The 14,573-nt window shown below is 63.7% G+C and carries 16 protein-coding genes and 1 riboswitch; of the genes, 8 read left to right on the forward strand and 8 right to left on the reverse strand.

The window, feature by feature from the left end; translation table 11 throughout:
• Window positions 1-52: 52 nt before the first annotated feature.
• From LPB04_RS07790 to LPB04_RS07800, 3 genes are read right to left on the reverse strand one after another with little or no spacing between them, the layout of a single operon-like run.
• Window positions 53-1,330 (reverse strand): sugar MFS transporter, encoded by a 1,278-nt coding sequence (locus LPB04_RS07790; protein ID WP_193688140.1) that lies wholly within the window; start codon window positions 1,328-1,330, stop codon window positions 53-55.
• Window positions 1,331-1,361: 31 nt separating this feature from the next.
• Window positions 1,362-3,185 carry a DNA helicase RecQ gene (gene recQ, locus LPB04_RS07795; protein WP_193688141.1) on the reverse strand — a complete coding sequence of 608 codons (1,824 nt, stop codon included), beginning with the start codon at window positions 3,183-3,185 and terminating at the stop codon, window positions 1,362-1,364.
• Window positions 3,186-3,200: 15 nt separating this feature from the next.
• Complete coding sequence (locus tag LPB04_RS07800; protein ID WP_193688142.1) at window positions 3,201-4,049, reverse strand: undecaprenyl-diphosphate phosphatase; 849 nt, start codon at window positions 4,047-4,049, stop codon at window positions 3,201-3,203.
• A gap of 223 nt (window positions 4,050-4,272) precedes the next feature.
• On the opposite strand from LPB04_RS07800, the gene LPB04_RS07805 reads away from it, so the two are divergent.
• Window positions 4,273-4,761 (forward strand): hypothetical protein, encoded by a 489-nt coding sequence (locus tag LPB04_RS07805; protein WP_227496657.1) that lies wholly within the window; start codon window positions 4,273-4,275, stop codon window positions 4,759-4,761.
• A 9-nt stretch (window positions 4,762-4,770) separates the two neighbouring features.
• Here LPB04_RS07805 and LPB04_RS07810 read toward each other — a convergent pair whose 3' ends face one another.
• Window positions 4,771-5,028: a YkgJ family cysteine cluster protein gene (locus LPB04_RS07810; RefSeq protein WP_193688143.1), complete on the reverse strand. Its 258-nt coding sequence runs from the start codon at window positions 5,026-5,028 to the stop codon at window positions 4,771-4,773.
• 133 nt (window positions 5,029-5,161) lie between these two features.
• Here LPB04_RS07810 and LPB04_RS07815 point away from each other — a divergent pair, with 133 nt between their 5' ends.
• The 4 genes from LPB04_RS07815 (at window position 5,162) to LPB04_RS07830 (ending at window position 8,363) form a co-directional block, all read left to right on the forward strand.
• Window positions 5,162-5,824: a TetR/AcrR family transcriptional regulator gene (locus LPB04_RS07815; protein ID WP_193688144.1), complete on the forward strand. Its 663-nt coding sequence runs from the start codon at window positions 5,162-5,164 to the stop codon at window positions 5,822-5,824.
• 179 nt (window positions 5,825-6,003) lie between these two features.
• A complete protein-coding gene (locus LPB04_RS07820) occupies window positions 6,004-6,657 on the forward strand; it encodes a protein-L-isoaspartate O-methyltransferase family protein (protein ID WP_193688145.1) in 654 nt (217 codons plus the stop codon).
• 10 nt (window positions 6,658-6,667) lie between these two features.
• Window positions 6,668-6,991 carry a rhodanese-like domain-containing protein gene (locus LPB04_RS07825; RefSeq protein ID WP_193688146.1) on the forward strand — a complete coding sequence of 108 codons (324 nt, stop codon included), beginning with the start codon at window positions 6,668-6,670 and terminating at the stop codon, window positions 6,989-6,991.
• A 40-nt stretch (window positions 6,992-7,031) separates the two neighbouring features.
• Window positions 7,032-8,363 carry a TolC family outer membrane protein gene (locus LPB04_RS07830; RefSeq protein ID WP_193688147.1) on the forward strand — a complete coding sequence of 444 codons (1,332 nt, stop codon included), beginning with the start codon at window positions 7,032-7,034 and terminating at the stop codon, window positions 8,361-8,363.
• Window positions 8,364-8,447: 84 nt separating this feature from the next.
• Here the strand turns inward: LPB04_RS07830 and ribB are convergent, their stop codons facing one another.
• From ribB to LPB04_RS07850, 4 genes are all read right to left on the reverse strand, one after another.
• Complete coding sequence (gene ribB / locus LPB04_RS07835; protein WP_193688148.1) at window positions 8,448-9,092, reverse strand: 3,4-dihydroxy-2-butanone-4-phosphate synthase; 645 nt, start codon at window positions 9,090-9,092, stop codon at window positions 8,448-8,450.
• A gap of 110 nt (window positions 9,093-9,202) precedes the next feature.
• Window positions 9,203-9,353: riboswitch (FMN riboswitch) on the reverse strand.
• A 62-nt stretch (window positions 9,354-9,415) separates the two neighbouring features.
• Window positions 9,416-9,829, reverse strand: a complete 414-nt coding sequence (gene gloA, locus LPB04_RS07840; protein ID WP_193688149.1) for a lactoylglutathione lyase — start codon at window positions 9,827-9,829, stop codon at window positions 9,416-9,418.
• A 133-nt stretch (window positions 9,830-9,962) separates the two neighbouring features.
• Window positions 9,963-10,394: an OsmC family protein gene (locus tag LPB04_RS07845; RefSeq protein WP_193688150.1), complete on the reverse strand. Its 432-nt coding sequence runs from the start codon at window positions 10,392-10,394 to the stop codon at window positions 9,963-9,965.
• Complete coding sequence (locus LPB04_RS07850; protein ID WP_193688151.1) at window positions 10,391-10,720, reverse strand: serine hydrolase family protein; 330 nt, start codon at window positions 10,718-10,720, stop codon at window positions 10,391-10,393. Before LPB04_RS07850 ends, LPB04_RS07845 begins: the two co-directional genes overlap by 4 nt.
• Window positions 10,721-10,851: 131 nt before the next feature.
• Between LPB04_RS07850 and LPB04_RS07855 the strand changes: the two genes are divergently transcribed.
• The 3 genes from LPB04_RS07855 (at window position 10,852) to recN (ending at window position 14,557) form a co-directional block, all read left to right on the forward strand.
• A complete protein-coding gene (locus tag LPB04_RS07855; RefSeq protein WP_193688152.1) occupies window positions 10,852-11,832 on the forward strand; it encodes a DUF3667 domain-containing protein in 981 nt (326 codons plus the stop codon).
• Window positions 11,833-11,961: 129 nt separating this feature from the next.
• Window positions 11,962-12,864 carry an NAD kinase gene (locus LPB04_RS07860; RefSeq protein WP_193688153.1) on the forward strand — a complete coding sequence of 301 codons (903 nt, stop codon included), beginning with the start codon at window positions 11,962-11,964 and terminating at the stop codon, window positions 12,862-12,864.
• A gap of 28 nt (window positions 12,865-12,892) precedes the next feature.
• Window positions 12,893-14,557, forward strand: a complete 1,665-nt coding sequence (recN, locus tag LPB04_RS07865) for a DNA repair protein RecN (RefSeq protein WP_193688154.1) — start codon at window positions 12,893-12,895, stop codon at window positions 14,555-14,557.
• Window positions 14,558-14,573: the final 16 nt, after the last annotated feature.

A 14,573-nucleotide genomic window follows, 5' to 3' on the forward strand; every position in this document is an offset into this window, starting at 1 on the left:
CAATTGTCGGGCGGGCGGGTCTCCCGCCCACCCTACGGGTATGCCATACACGTCACCCGGCCGCGCGTGGCCGCCGCGCAAAGATTCCGAAGCACAGGATGATGGCGTAGCACAGCGCCGGCACCGTCAACGCCATTTTCAGGCCGACCGCATCGGCCGCATGTCCCGTGATCAGGGGCACGATCGCGCCGCCCACGATCGCCATGCAGATCAGACCCGACCCCTCCGCCGCACGTTCCCCGAGCCCTTCGCTGGCCAGCGAGAAAATGGTCGGGAACATGATCGAATTGAACAAGCCTACCGCCAGCAGCGCCCAGCCCGACACGAGGCCGGACATATTCGCCGACACCAGCAGCAGCGTGATCGTCATGCCGGCCGCGCAAGCGAGCACTTTACCGGGCGAGAACATGCGCAGCAGCGCCGCGCCGATAAACCGTCCGATCATGGCGCCGCCCCAGTACAGGGGCACGTGCTTGCCGGCGCTTTCCGCATCCAGTCCCAGCACGTTCGCTTCCATCAGGTAGTTGACGATCAGCGAACCGACTGCCACTTCGGCGCCCACATACAGAAAGATGCAGGCGGCGCCGAAGGCGAAGCGCGGCTGGCGCAGCAGTTCGAAGGCGCGCAGCATGCTGACCTTCGGCGCCTTCGCTTCGACCAGCTTCTTGCGGTTGTGCCAGACCATGGCCGCGACGATCGCCAGCGCAATGGCGAGCCCGATATAGGTTTTCACGACGACGCGCGTCTCGGCGGCGCGGTAGGCGTCGAGCGCCAGGCCCGACAAGCTGCGCGGATCGACGGTGGCGAGCGAACCGAGGATCAGGATCGCGCCCACATACGGGAACACGGTCGTGCCCAGCGAATTGAAGGCCTGGGCGAAGGTCAGGCGGCTGTGCGCCGTGCTCGGAACGCCCAGCAGGGAAATCAGGGGATTGGCCACCACCTGCACGATCGTGATGCCGGACGCGAGCACGAACAGCGCGACCAGGAAGGTGGCGAACATGCCGGATGAGGAAGCGGGAATGAACAGCAGGCAACCGGCCGTCATGGTCAGCAGGCCGACCACGGCGGTGCGCATGTAGCCGATGCGGCGCACGATGGCGGCGGCCGGAATCGAGACCAGGAAATAGGCGGCGAAGAAGGCCGACTGCACCAGCATCGCCTGGGCATAGGAAAGGGTAAATAAGTCCTTCAGCTTGGGGATGATGACGTCGTTCAGGCTCGTGATGCCGCCGAAAATGAAGAACAGGGCAAAGACGAAGGTTTGCAGGCTGGCGGCATTGGCCGGCACGCCCTGGTTGGCCGCGGCCGCTGGAGAGTCGATGTGCATGATGAAGAGTAAAACGTGCCGCGGCGGGGCGCTACAGCATCTCGTTGATGATACCGACGATCTCGTCGCCGTAGGAAACCAGTTTCTTTTCGCCCACGCCGGTCACGCCGCGCAGCTGATCGAGCGAAGTTGGTTTGACTTTGGCGATCTCGCGCAGCGTCGCATCCTGGAACACGACATACGCCGGCACGCCATGCGCGCGCGCGGTCTCGACGCGCCACCAGCGCAGCTTGTCGAAGATCGCCTGTTCGGATTTCGACAGCTCCATTTCCTCGTAACCTTTGGAGGAGGAAGCGAAGGCGCGCTTCGGCTTGACCGGCTTCTGGTACTGGCGCAGCTGCACCTTCTGCCCGCCTTTTAATACAGGCCGCGCGGCGTCGGTCAGTTTCAGGGAACTGTAGGCTTCGTGGTCGACCGTGATCAGCCCGAGGGCGATGGTCTGGCGCACGATCGCGCGCCACTCCTGCTCGCTGCGGTCGTTGCCGATGCCGAACACGGACAGGGCGTCATGGTGCCACTGGCCGATGCGGTCGGTCTGTACGCCGCGCAGCACGTCGATGACGTGGCCGGCGGCGAAGCGCTGGTCGACCCGGTAAATGGTCGAGAGCAGCTTTTGCACCGGCACGGTCGCATCGAAACTCACAGGCGGGATCAGGCAGGTATCGCAATTGCCGCATGGCCCCGAGGCTTCGCCGAAATAGTCGAGCAGGCGCATGCGCCGGCAGGACAAGGTTTCGCACAGCCCCAGCATGGCGTCGAGCTTCACCCCCAGCACACGTTTGAACGTTTCGTCGGCTTCGGATTCGTCGATCATCCGGCGCTGCAGCACCACGTCCTGCAAACCATAGGCCATCCAGGCGCTGGCCGGCATGCCGTCGCGGCCGGCGCGGCCCGTTTCCTGGTAATAGCCCTCGATACTTTTCGGCAGGTCCAGGTGGCAGACGAAACGCACGTCCGGCTTGTCGATGCCCATGCCGAAGGCGATCGTCGCCACCATCACGATGTTTTCTTCGCGCAGGAACCTGGCCTGGTTCTCGGCGCGTTTGGCGTACTCCATGCCGGCGTGATAGGCCATCGCGCGGATGCCGTTTTCGTTGAGGAAGTCCGCCGTCTCCTCGACCTTTTTGCGCGACAGGCAATACACGATGCCCGAGTCGCCCGGATGCTCGGTGGTAATGAAGTCGAGCAGCTGCTTGCGCCCGGTGGTCTTTTCGACGATCGAATAACGGATGTTGGGGCGGTCGAAGGACGAGACGAATTTACGGGCGTCGTCGAGCTGCAGGCGATGCGCGATCTCGTCGCGCGTCTGCTGGTCGGCCGTGGCCGTGAGCGCGATGCGCGGCACGTCCGGGAAACGCTCGTGCAGGATCGACAGGCGGATGTATTCCGGCCGGAAATCGTGGCCCCATTGCGAGACGCAGTGCGCCTCGTCGATCGCGAACAGGGAAATGCGCGAATCCTCGAACAGGTCGAGGCAACGCTGGGTCATCAGGCGCTCGGGCGCGACGTAGACGAGGTCGATCTCTCCGGTGCGCACCAGGCGTTCGATGCGCAGGGTTTCCTCGAAGGTTTGCGTCGAATTTAAAAAGGCGGCGCGGACGCCGACCTCTTCCAGCGCATCGACCTGGTCCTGCATCAGCGCAATCAGCGGCGAAATGACGACGCCGACCCCTTCGCGCAGCAGCGCGGGGATCTGGTAGCACAGCGACTTGCCGCCGCCGGTCGGCATCAGGACCAGGGCGTCGCCGCCGCTGGCGACGTGATTGACGATGTCGGCCTGCTGCCCGCGGAAGGCGGGATAACCGAAGACGGTTTGCAGCAGATGAAGCGCGCGCGCTTCCAGTTCGGTGGTCATGGGGTTGCCTTCAGCTTATTCCGCCCAGTTCACCAGCCCGTAATGCGCGGTGACGAGGACGATCACGCCGAACACAATACGGTACCAGGCGAAGATCGTGAAGTCGTGCGAGCTGATGTAGCGCAGAAGCCAGCGCACGCACAGGAAAGCCGACACGAATGCGGCCAGGCCGCCGATGCCGAACATCGGCAAATCCGCCATCGACAGCAGCGCGCGTTCCTTGTAGACCGAATACACGGTGGCCGCCAGCAGCGTGGGAATGGCAAGGAAGAACGAGAACTCGGTGGCCGCCTTGCGCGACAGGCCGAACAGCATGCCGCCGATGATGGTCGCGCCCGAACGGCTGGTGCCCGGGATCAGGGCAAAGGCCTGGGCGCAGCCGACTTTCAATGCATCCAGGACCGTCATCTCGTCGACCGTTTCGATGCGCGAAGCATGCGGCATGCCTTGCTGCTTCTGGCCTTTCGGACGGCGCTCGACCCACAGGATCACCAGGCCGCCGATGATGAAGGCGAGGGCCACCGGCACCGGCTTGAACAGCTCGGCCTTGATCGCCTTGGCAAACACGAGGCCGAGCACGGCGGCCGGCAGGAAGGCGACGACCAGGTTGATGACGAATTTCTGCTGGCGGCGCTCGGTAAACATTCCACTCAGCACGCGCGCGATGCGCTCGCGGTACTCCCAGATCACGGCCAGCATGGCACCGGCCTGGATCGCGATCTCGAATACCTTGACTTTCTCGCCGGTAAAATCGAGCAAGCTGCCCGCCAGGATCAGGTGGCCGGTGGAGGAAATCGGCAGGAATTCGGTAAAGCCCTCGACCAGGCCCATGATGATTGCCTTGATGGCGAGAAGGATGTCCATGTGTGCTTCAGTTAGTAGTGGAAGAGTAGGGGGATGGCGGAACTGCGAGCGTGTGAAAAAATCCTCCATGGCCGCGTTGCATCGATTCGCCGTACTAGCGTACTGTCTTCAACGATGCGCCTTGCCCTGGAGGCACCCGCAAAGCGGGTGTCGATTTAATTTTTCGCGCGCTCTGCGCGGGGTCGAAGCTTACCACGACCGGAGGTGCTGCCGTTGAGCCGGCTTGCACGATATCGGCGCGAACTGCGTCACGGCGCCGGATCACGTGCTAGACTGGATTCATGATTCACTCTGCCGTACGACGATGAGTATTGTTGCAATCCTGGTCTTGCTGGCGGTTGCATGGTCCGCCCTTGCCATCGGACAGATCCCCAATCCTTTCCGTGCACGCACTTCCCAGGCCCGCTTGTGGCGCCGCGCCTTTCCTTCGGCCTCCAAGCGCCAGATCGGTGAATTCCTCTCCCTGTTTGCCGACGCCTTTTCCTTCCGCGCTATTGAAACCCAGAAGTTCCGTCCCGACGACCAGTTGCTGGGCGTGTATCGTGCCCTGAATCCTGCGAAATGGATTCCGGAATCGAAGGAAGTCGAGCGCCTGGCGAAGGAGTTGCGCAAGCGCTACGGCATCGCGCTGGCCGACATCTGGGACGATCGCATGACCTTGGGCGCGCTGTTTGCCCACGTGCAGCAAAAGAAGCGCAGCGTCGGTCACTGAGCCGCAGCCCTAGTCCGGTGCCGTGGCCCGCTCCAGGGCGTCGAGCCAGACCATCGCCTGCGCGCGGCTCTCTCCGCACATTTCCAGTGAAGGCTGCAGGCCGCCGCAAAACGCAGGCCGCTCCGGCTTGCCGAATACGCGGCAACGATTCTCCTCGTCCAATTGCACGCAGCGCACGCCAGCCGGCTTGCCGTTGGGCATGCCAGGAATCGGACTGGTGATCGAAGGGGCGGTGCAGCAGGCACCGCAATGGTCGCGGCAATTCATGGGCGAGGCGAAGAGAATGAACCGCACAGTATATAACGCTGCGTGCCGGCATGGTAGAGAACGAACCCTGCTTGACTACCCCCGAGCCCGGGTCTATATTCGATGACTTAATACTAAGTTGTCGGACAGAAGCATGGAATGCCCCTTTGACACCAAGCCGCGCTGGGAGCGCCGCAAGGATGCTCGTCCGCAAGAGTTGCTGGCGGCTGCGATCGACTTGTTCGTCGAGCGCGGCTTCGCGTCGACCCGCCTGGAAGACGTCGCGCGCCGCGCCGGTGTCTCGAAAGGCACCTTGTACCTGTATTTCGAGAACAAGGAAGAGCTGTTCAAGGCAGTGGTGCGCACCAGCATCGTGCCCGTCATCGGCGAGGCCGAGTCCTCGGTCGCCGAGTTCGAGGGCCACAGCGCCGACCTGCTGCGCAAGGTGATGATGGACTGGTGGGAGCGGATCGGCGCCAATAAAGTGTCGGGGATCGTCAAGCTCGTCACCGCCGAGGCGGGTAATTTCCCGGAACTGGCCAAGTTCTACCAGGATGAAGTGATCAACCGCGGTACGCGCATGATTTCCAGCATGCTCGAGCGCGGCATCAAGCGTGGCGAGTTCCGCCAGGTGAATATTACCCAGATGACCCAGGTGCTGATCGCGCCGATGCTGATGCTCGTCACCTGGAAGCATTCGATCGGTCCCTGCGAGCGCGGCGACCTCGAGCCCCCGGCCTTTCTGGCCACCTTCCTCGACATGGCCCTGCACGGGCTGTTGCCGGCCTGCGCCACGGCCGAGCCGACGGCTGCGTGACTGCCGAGATCGGCCGGCGCCGGATTCCCGGCGTTCACCCCCCTCAAACTGCAGACTGTCGCAATTTCGCGCGATCTGTTTTTCATACCGATAAGATGTGCGTCCAGAGAGCATTTCACACGCTCCGAGGCAGTTCAACGATAAAATATCGGATTATTTCTCATCCACAGAGTATCAAGATGAATATCGAACAAGCCCGCTTTAACATGATCGAACAGCAGATCCGCCCATGGAATGTGCTGGACCAGGACGTGCTCGACCTGCTGCATGTGGTCAAGCGCGAACAGTTCGTGCCCCAGGCCTACCAGAACCTGGCCTTTGCCGACGTGGAAATCCCGCTGCCGGGCGGAGAAGCGATGTTCAATCCGAAGATCGAAGCGCGCATCCTGCAGGAACTGAACCTCAAAAAGCACGAGAACGTGCTGGAAGTCGGCGCCGGCTCGGGCTACATGGCCGCCCTGATGGCCCATCAGGCGCGTCACGTCACCACCGTCGAGATCTCGCCGGAAATCAAGGCCCTGGCTGAGCAGAACATCGCGAAAGCCGGCATCCCGAACGTGAGCGTGGTCGAGGGCAACGGCGCCAACGGCTGGGAAAAGGATGCACCCTACGACGTGATCGTCATCTCGGGCGCCCTCGACAACCTGCCGGAAACCTTCCTGAAACAATTAAAAGTCGGTGGCCGCATCGCCGCCATCGTCGGCCAGGCGCCGGCCATGCAATGCGTGCTGGTGACGCGCGTCTCGGAAGCAGCCTACGACACGGTCACTCTGTTCGAGACCAACGTCAAGCTGCTGTCGGGCGCGCCGGCCGTGTCGCGCTTCACGTTCTGAGGACGCGACAATGCAACACATGACCGCGCCGGAGCTGGCGCAACGCCTGGCGGATGAGTCCAAGCCGCGTCCGCTCCTGCTCGACGTGCGCGAGAACTGGGAATTCGAGACCTGCCATATTGCAGGCTCGACCCAGATCCCGATGCACCTGGTCCCGATCCGCGCCGGCGAATTGCCGGACGATCAGGACATCATCTGCATCTGCCACCACGGTGCGCGCAGCATGCAGGTGGCTGCTTTCCTCGAACGCAACGGGTTCGAGAACGTAACGAATTTGACGGGCGGAATACACGCCTGGGCCGTGCAGGTCGATCCGGCGATGCCGACATATTGATCTGCTTTCCAAACCTTTGATGACTCCGACGGAGACCGCAATGCAGAAACCCCTCATCGCCGTGCTGCTGGCCAGCGCTTTCGTGTCGCTCAATGCGCACGCGATCGACCTGATCCAGGTGTACCAGCAGGCCCTGGCCAATGACGCCACCTTCGCCAGTGCGCGCGCTTCGCTCGCAGTCGGGCGCGAGCGCGTTCCCCAGGGGCGGGCGGGGCTGCTGCCGACGGTCGGTTTGTCGGGTTCCTACGGCAAGAACGACAGCGATGTCTCCCAGTTCAACCCGACGCAAAACGCTTTTATTGCCGGCGGCTCGAACCTGCGCACCAACCAGTACACGCTGGCGCTGAGCCAGCCGCTGTTCCGCTGGGACCGCTGGCAGACCTATGAGCAGAGCAAGCTGGCGCAGGCGATTTCCGAAGCCCAGTTCGCGCAAGCCCAGCAAGACCTGATCACCCGCGTGGCGCAGGCCTATTTCGATGTGCTGTCGGCCCAGGACACGCTGGAATCGACGCGCGCCCAGAAAAGCGCCGTGACCGAACAGCTTGCCTCGGCCAAGCGCAACTTCGAGGTCGGCACGCAAACCATCACCGACACCCACGAGGCGCAGGCGGCGTATGACCTGGTGGTGGCGCAGGAGTTCGCCGCCGTGAACGACCTGGACAACAAGCGCAGCGCGCTGCAGGCGATCATCGGCACCGATCCGGGCACGCTGGCGCCGCTGCAGCCGGGCGTCACGCTGGCGCCGCCGCAGCCGGCCACGGCCGACCAGTGGATCTCCTCGGCCGAGACCCAGAATTACGGCGTGACCGCCGCGCAACTGGCGGTCGAGTCGGCCAGGCGCGATATCTCGAAGAGCCGCGCCGGCCACCTGCCGACGCTGGACCTGGTCGCCAGCTCGTCACGCAGCGACGTCAGCGGCCGCAGTGCGGGCTCGGGCGACACCCGCAACAACGCCATCGGCGTGCAGTGGACGGTGCCGATCTTCAGTGGTTTTGCGGTAACCAGCCGCGTGCGCGAAACGATCGCGCTCGAAGACAAGGCGAGGAACGACCTCGAAACGACCCGCCGCAACGCCGCCCTGCAGGCGCGCCAGGCTTTCCTGGGCGTGAACAGCGGCCTGGCGCAAGTCAAGGCCTTGCAGGCAGCCGAAGTGTCGAGCCAGTCGGCGCTCGAATCGAACAAGCTGGGCTACCAGGTCGGCGTGCGCATCAACATCGACGTCCTGAACGCGCAACGCCAGCTGTACTCGACCCGCACCGACCTGGCGCGCGCCCGCTACAACACGATCCTGAACGGCCTGCGCCTGAAATCCGCCTCGGGCTCGCTGCGCGAAGCGGACCTGGTGCCGGTGAACAACCTGCTGCAAAAGTAAGTCGCATGGACTTGCATCCCGATCCTCGGATGCAAACAAATACGGCGCCTGTGTGGCGCCGTATTTCATTGTGGGATGCCCAACTCAGGCCTGTTGCTTGCGCCAGGCGATCAGTTCGGCAATCGTGAGGATCGGGAAGCCGCGTTCCTCGGCAAAGCGTTCGATGTCTGCGCCGCGCATCATCGTGCCGTCCGGGTTCATCAGCTCGCAGAGGACGGCGGCCGGCTGCAGGCCCGCCATGGTGGCGAGGTCGACGGAGCCCTCGGTGTGGCCTGCGCGCGCCAGCACGCCGCCCGGGGTGGCGCGCAGCGGGAACATGTGGCCGGGACTGACCAGGTGTTCCGGTCTGGCGTCCGGCGCAATCGCGGCGCGCACCGTGGTCACGCGGTCCTGGGCCGAGACGCCGGTCGTGACGCCGTCGCGCGCCTCGATCGAGATCGTAAACGGCGTGCCATAGCGGCTGCCGTTGTCGAGCGCCATGGGCGGCAGTTCCAGGGAACGCACCTTGTCGGCCGACAGGCAGAGGCAGACGATGCCGCTGCATTCGCGGATCATCAGCGCCATCGTTTCGACCGTCAGCTTGTCGGCGGCGACGATCAGGTCCGCTTCGTTTTCGCGGTCGAAGTCGTCGAGCAGAATGACGGGGATCCCCGCCCGGGTCGCGGCCAGCGCTGCTTCGATGCGGCCGTCCAGGTCAGGACTGTAGAGAGTGTGAGTGTTGACTAACATGTGAAACGCTCCTCGCGGTCAGTTGGCGAAAAACGCATCAGGGCAAGCGAAGGCACGCATGGAACACGGCAGCCGGCCATCAGGCAGGCTTGTGCTCCAAGCGCAATAACGCACATCTTCTTTCATCCGGACTATGACCGTCGGCTCTGGCATCAGACCAGATCTGCTGACCCTGCACTCGGGAGAGAACAGGCGCTCGCGGGCTCGACCGTTGCCGGTCCTACCGCCGGTGGGGAATTGCACCCCGCCCCGAAGACGTATTTGTTGCCTGGGAATCAGGCTCGACGATTGTAGCAGCATCAAGTCGATGCCGCGTGGGCAGCTTAGTTGTTCAGGCCGCCTGGAACCCCGTCATCCTTGCGCTGGATGAATTCGATCTTGTAACCATCCGGATCGGTGACGAAGGCGATCACGGTGGAGCCGCCCTTGACCGGACCCGGTTCGCGCGTGATGTTGCCGCCGGCGGCGCGCACGGCGTCGCAGGTGGCGTAGATGTCTTCGGCCGAGATCGCGATGTGGCCGTAGGCGGTGCCCATGTCGTAGCTGTCGGTGCCGTAGTTGTAGGTCAGCTCGAGCTCGGCGTGCTCGGGATTGCTGCCGTAGCCGAGGAAGGCGAGTTTATATTTGTATTCGGGGTTGTCGCTGGTGCGCAGCAATTTCATGCCGAGGACCTTGGTGTAGAAGTCGATCGAACGTTCGAGGTTGCCGACGCGGAGCATGGTGTGCAGGAAGCGCATGGTTGTTCTTTCTTGATGAAACGGAAAGGGGAATTTTATGCGGTCGTGGGGAATCTTGCTGAGGGCGCTGCGGACGTGGAGAGAACGCGTGGGCGGGAAGACCCGCCCCCTACAACTGACGCTCCAGTAAAACTTAGTTTTCCAGGCGCGAGCTCAAGGTGATCTCGGCATTCAGCAGCTTCGACACCGGGCAGTTTTCCTTGGCGGTCTGGGCTGCCTTGTCGAACGCTTCCTGGCTGGCGCCCGGGATCTTCGCGACCAGGTCGAGGTGGACGGCCGTGATCGAAAAACCGCCTTCGACCTTTTCCATCGATACCGTCGCCGTGGTGCGCAGTTCCTGGGCCGTCATGCCGGCTTGTCCCAGCTGGCCGGACAGGGCCATGGTGAAACAGCCCGCGTGGGCGGCGCCGATCAGTTCTTCGGGGTTGGTGCCGGGACCGTCCTCGAAGCGGGTATTGAACCCGTACTGCGCATCTTTTAACACTCCGCTACCGGTCGAGACGGCGCCCTTGCCGTCCTTTAAACCGCCGCTCCAGACGGCACTGCCGTTACGCTTGATGGTCATGATTTCTGTCCTTGTTCGTTGCTGGGACGCGGAACGGGCCGCGCCGTATCGTGATCGCGCATCGATTCATGGCGATCGGGTTGCGGATTGGCCTGGCCGGTGGCGCCGGCCTTGGGTTCGACCGCTTCGCTGATGCCCGGCGTATTGCGCAGGTCGGTATCGACAAGACCCTGCGCCAGGTCTTCGGCGGCCTGCTTCATGATGCCGCGCGGTTCCTGGTCCTGGCCGTCGGGCGATTCGTCGCGCTCGTGCGGCTGGCGTTTGACGCCGTCGTTTTCGATCTTCGCATCGGTATTGACGAAGCGATCTTTGGTTTCGATAACCATGGGGTTCTCCTCTGCTGACTCTTGCATGAATCCTAACGCGTCGTATCGTGCGCAGTCGCGCAATTGGATGATGCTTTTTTGCAATTAAATAGTTACCATTGCACTATTCGCCATCCTTGCCCGGAATCGCCGTGAAACACGACCTTCAGTTAGACCACGCCATCCACTGCCCGAATTGCGGCACCTCGATTGCCGGGGCTTTCTGCCAGGGATGCGGCCAGCCGGCGCACCTGCACGTGCCGAGTGCGCGCGAATTCCTGCACGAATTCATCGCGCACTATGTGGCGCTGGAAGGCAAACTGTGGAAATCGGTGGCGCTGCTGCTGTTCCGTCCCGGACGCCTGACGCGCGACTACATTGAGGGCAAGCGGGTGCGCTATGTCGAGCCGCTGCGCCTGTACCTGACGTTCAGCATCATCTTCTTCGCGATTTTCAAACTCAGCGGCAATCACTTCGGCAATGGTGTGACGCAAGCGCCTGCCGAGCAGCGCGTCGAAGCGTCGGCCCCGGCCAGTCCCGGCGCGGCCGAGGGCAAGACGGCCGTGCTGGTGCCGAAGGACGACGACCTCGACGAGGCAGCGACCGCCGCGGGCAAGAAAGAGAAAAAGAAGCATGCCAGCCTGATCGAACTCGATGACGGCGACGATCGATGGGTGCAAAAGAAGGCGGCGGCGATCCACCCCGCGCTCGGCAAGAAGGTCGAGCATTTCAGCAGCCTGGCGCCCGAGCAGCGCAATGCCTCGATGCAGCGCTCCTTCTCCAGCTACGCGCCGTACGCGATCTTCGCGCTGATGCCGGTCTTTGCGGCGCTGCTGAAACTGCTGTACCTCGGCTCGGGAAGGCGCTATGGCGAGCACCTGCTGTTTGCCCTGCACACGAACGCGTTCGCCTTCCTCATGCTCAGCCTGCTGCTGGTGCTGCCGGATGCCATTCCCTTGCTCGGCACCGGATTGATGGTGTGGCTGGTGTTCTACCTGCCGACCGCCATGCGCAAGGTGTACGGGGGCGGGCGCGCCATGACCGCGCTGCGCTGGATCGTGCTGATGACCATGCATCTTTTCTGCATCGTGCTCGCGATGGTGGGTGCCGCCGCGCTGGCCGTGATCGCCTGATCTTGCGGTATTCGGCCTACCGCATCTATACTGTTCATCTGTACAGTATTTGATGCGCGGCCGGGTGGCAGCGGCCGGGATTATCGGTTAATCTCCAGCGTGTTCGCCCATCCATCGCCGAGAGACCCTATGCCCCTTACACCCGAATCGCAGTCGACTATCGCGCTGGTGGTGCGGCAGAACACGGCCGGCATCGAAGAACCGGTGGCGAGCGTGGTCGCCTTCCTGCAGAAAGCCGGGCACCGGGTCGTGTTCGAACTCGACACGGCCGCGCACCTGGGCATGCCGGGCATCGAATCGATGACGGTCCCCGAGATCGGCGAGCAGGCGCAGCTGGCCATCGTCATGGGCGGCGACGGCACCATGCTCGGCATCGCGCGCCAGCTCGCGAAATACGATCTCGCCCTGATCGGCATCAACCTCGGCCGCCTCGGTTTTATTACCGACATTCCGGTCGAGCGCATGCTGCCGGCGCTGGGCGAAATCCTGCAGGGCAAGGCGACGGCCGAGAAGCGCACGCTGCTGGAAGGGCGCGTGATGCGCGGCGGCGAGATGATCTTTTGCGGCGTGGCCGTCAACGACGTCGTCGTGGCGCGCGGCAGCGGCGCCGGCATGGCGGAATTGCGGGTCACGGTCGACGGCCATTTCATGTACAACCAGCGTTCGGACGGCTTGATCGTCTCGACGCCGACCGGCTCCACGGCCTACGCGCTGTCGGCCGGCGGCCCGCTGCTGCACCCGAGCCTGCAGGGCATCGTGCTGGTGCCGATCGCACCGCACGCGCTGTCGAACCGGCCGATCGCCATTCCCGACACCAGCGAGATCGTGGTCGAGATCGTCAGCGGGCGCGACATCTCGGTGAATTTCGACATGCAGACCTTCGCCAGCCTGCAGCACGGCGACGAAATTTTCATTTCGCGTTCCCCGAACACGATCACCTTCCTGCACCCGGAAGGCTGGAGCTACTACCACACGCTGCGCGAAAAGCTGCACTGGCACGAATACCCGTCGAATGACGGAAAACTCAAATAATCCAGAAACCCGGGAGACTCCTTTTTTCATGCTGCGCACACTGACCATCCGCGACTTCGTCATCGTCGACGCCATCGAACTCGAATTCGCCCGCGGTTTCTCGGTTTTCACGGGCGAGACCGGTGCCGGCAAATCGATCCTGATCGATGCCCTGCAGCTGGCCCTGGGCGGGCGCGGCGACGCCAGCATGGTGCGCGAAGGCGCGGCCAAGGCCGACATCAGCGCCGACTTTGCGCTGACCGAGGCGGCCACCAGCTGGCTCGACCAGAACGAGTTCGCCTGCGAGGAGGGCGGGGCGCTGCTGCGCCGCGTGATCGACAACGCCGGCCGCTCGAAAGCGTATATCAACGGCATCGCGGCCACCGCGAGCCAGCTGCGCGAACTGGGGGAAATGCTGGTCGACATTCACGGCCAGCATGCGCACCAGAGCCTGTTGAAAGCCGACGCCCAGCGCGCACTGCTCGACAACCAGATCGCCGTGCGCGACCCCGCAGCTGCGGCCGAGGCCCAGGAAGTCGCCGTCGCCTGGCGTGCCTGGCGCGCGTTGTCGCGCCAGCGCGAGGAATACGAAACAAACGCGAAGAACGTATTGATCGAGCGCGAGCGCCTCGAATGGCAGGTGAGCGAACTCGATAAACTGGCGCCGAAAGCCGGCGAGTGGCTCGAGATCACCAACGAGCACAGCCGCCTGTCGCACGCCGCCAGCCTGATCGAGGGCGCGCAGGAAGCGCTGGCCGCGATCTCCGAATCCGACCACCCGATCCTGTCGCAGCTGTCCTCCCTGAATACCAAGCTCGGTAAACTGGTCGACGTGGATGCCGAGTTGCAGACCGTGCTCGACTGCATGGAGCCGGCCCGTATCCAGCTGCAGGAAGCGGTGTATGCGCTGAACAGTTATATCGACAAGGTCGAGCTCGACCCTGCGCGCCTGCGCGAAGTCGACGCCCGCATGGATGCCCTGCACAGCGCCGCGCGCAAATACCACGTCACGCCGGAAGAGCTGCACGAAGAACACGCCACCTTGTCCGCCAAGCTGCGCCAGCTCGCCGACGCCAGCGACATGGAAGGATTGAAACGCCAGGAAGCGAAAGCGGAAGCGGCCTACCGCAAGGTCGCCGAGCGCTTGTCTGCACGGCGCGTAAAAGCCGCCCGCGCCCTGAGCGAGCAGGTGACGAATGCGATGCAGGAGCTGAGCATGGGCGGCGGGCGTTTCGAAGTCGGCCTGAACGCCGGCGAGCCTGGCGCGCATGGCCTCGAGGTCGTCGAATTCCTGGTCGCCGGCCACGCCGGCGTCGTGCCGCGTCCGCTGGCCAAGGTGGCGTCGGGCGGCGAACTGGCGCGGATCTCGCTGGCGATTTCCGTCATCACCTCGAACGCGACCACGACGCCGACCCTGATCTTCGACGAGGTCGACAGCGGCATCGGCGGCGGCGTCGCCGAAGTGGTCGGGCGCCTGTTGAAACGCCTGGGCCAGGAGCGGCAAGTGCTCTGCGTGACGCACCTGCCGCAGGTGGCGAGCCAGGCCAACCAGCACTTCCAGGTGGCGAAGGGCACGACCGGCGAAGGCCGTACCGTCTCGCGCATCGAAGTGCTGAACAACCGCGCGCGCGTGGAAGAAGTGGCGCGCATGCTGGGCGGGATCGAGATCACGGAGACGACGCGCAAGCATGCGCGCGAGTTGCTGGCGTCCTGAGCACAGGGCGGGGGGC

The organism is Massilia litorea (genome assembly GCF_015101885.1).
Taxonomy (GTDB): Bacteria; Pseudomonadota; Gammaproteobacteria; order Burkholderiales; family Burkholderiaceae_D; genus Telluria; species Telluria litorea.